The 222-nt window shown below is 56.3% G+C and carries 1 protein-coding gene; it reads left to right on the top strand.

What is annotated here, in order from left to right; all coding sequences use genetic code 11:
- Positions 1-222 (top strand): ABC transporter substrate binding protein (locus HJY11_RS14135; RefSeq protein WP_279571113.1); only part of this gene is annotated, 222 nt, incomplete at both ends.

The raw sequence follows: 222 nt of genomic DNA, 5'->3' as shown, positions 1-222 counted from the left end.
GATCCAGCAGATGGTCGAATCCATGGTCGACAAGGTCGACGCGATTTACGCTCCCACCGACAACACCATCGCCGCGGGTATGGCGACCGTCTCCATGGTGGCCAATGAGAATAAACTCCCCGTCATCGTAGGATGCGACACCATGGTCGAGGATGGAGGGCTGGCGTCGTATAGCATCAGCTATTACGACTTGGGTTATAAGGCAGGCGAGATGGCCGTGAA

Source organism: Bittarella massiliensis (ex Durand et al. 2017) (assembly GCF_017566145.1).
Classification (GTDB): Bacteria; Bacillota; Clostridia; order Oscillospirales; family Ruminococcaceae; genus Bittarella; species Bittarella massiliensis_A.
This window is presented reverse-complemented; position numbering and strand designations above follow the sequence as displayed.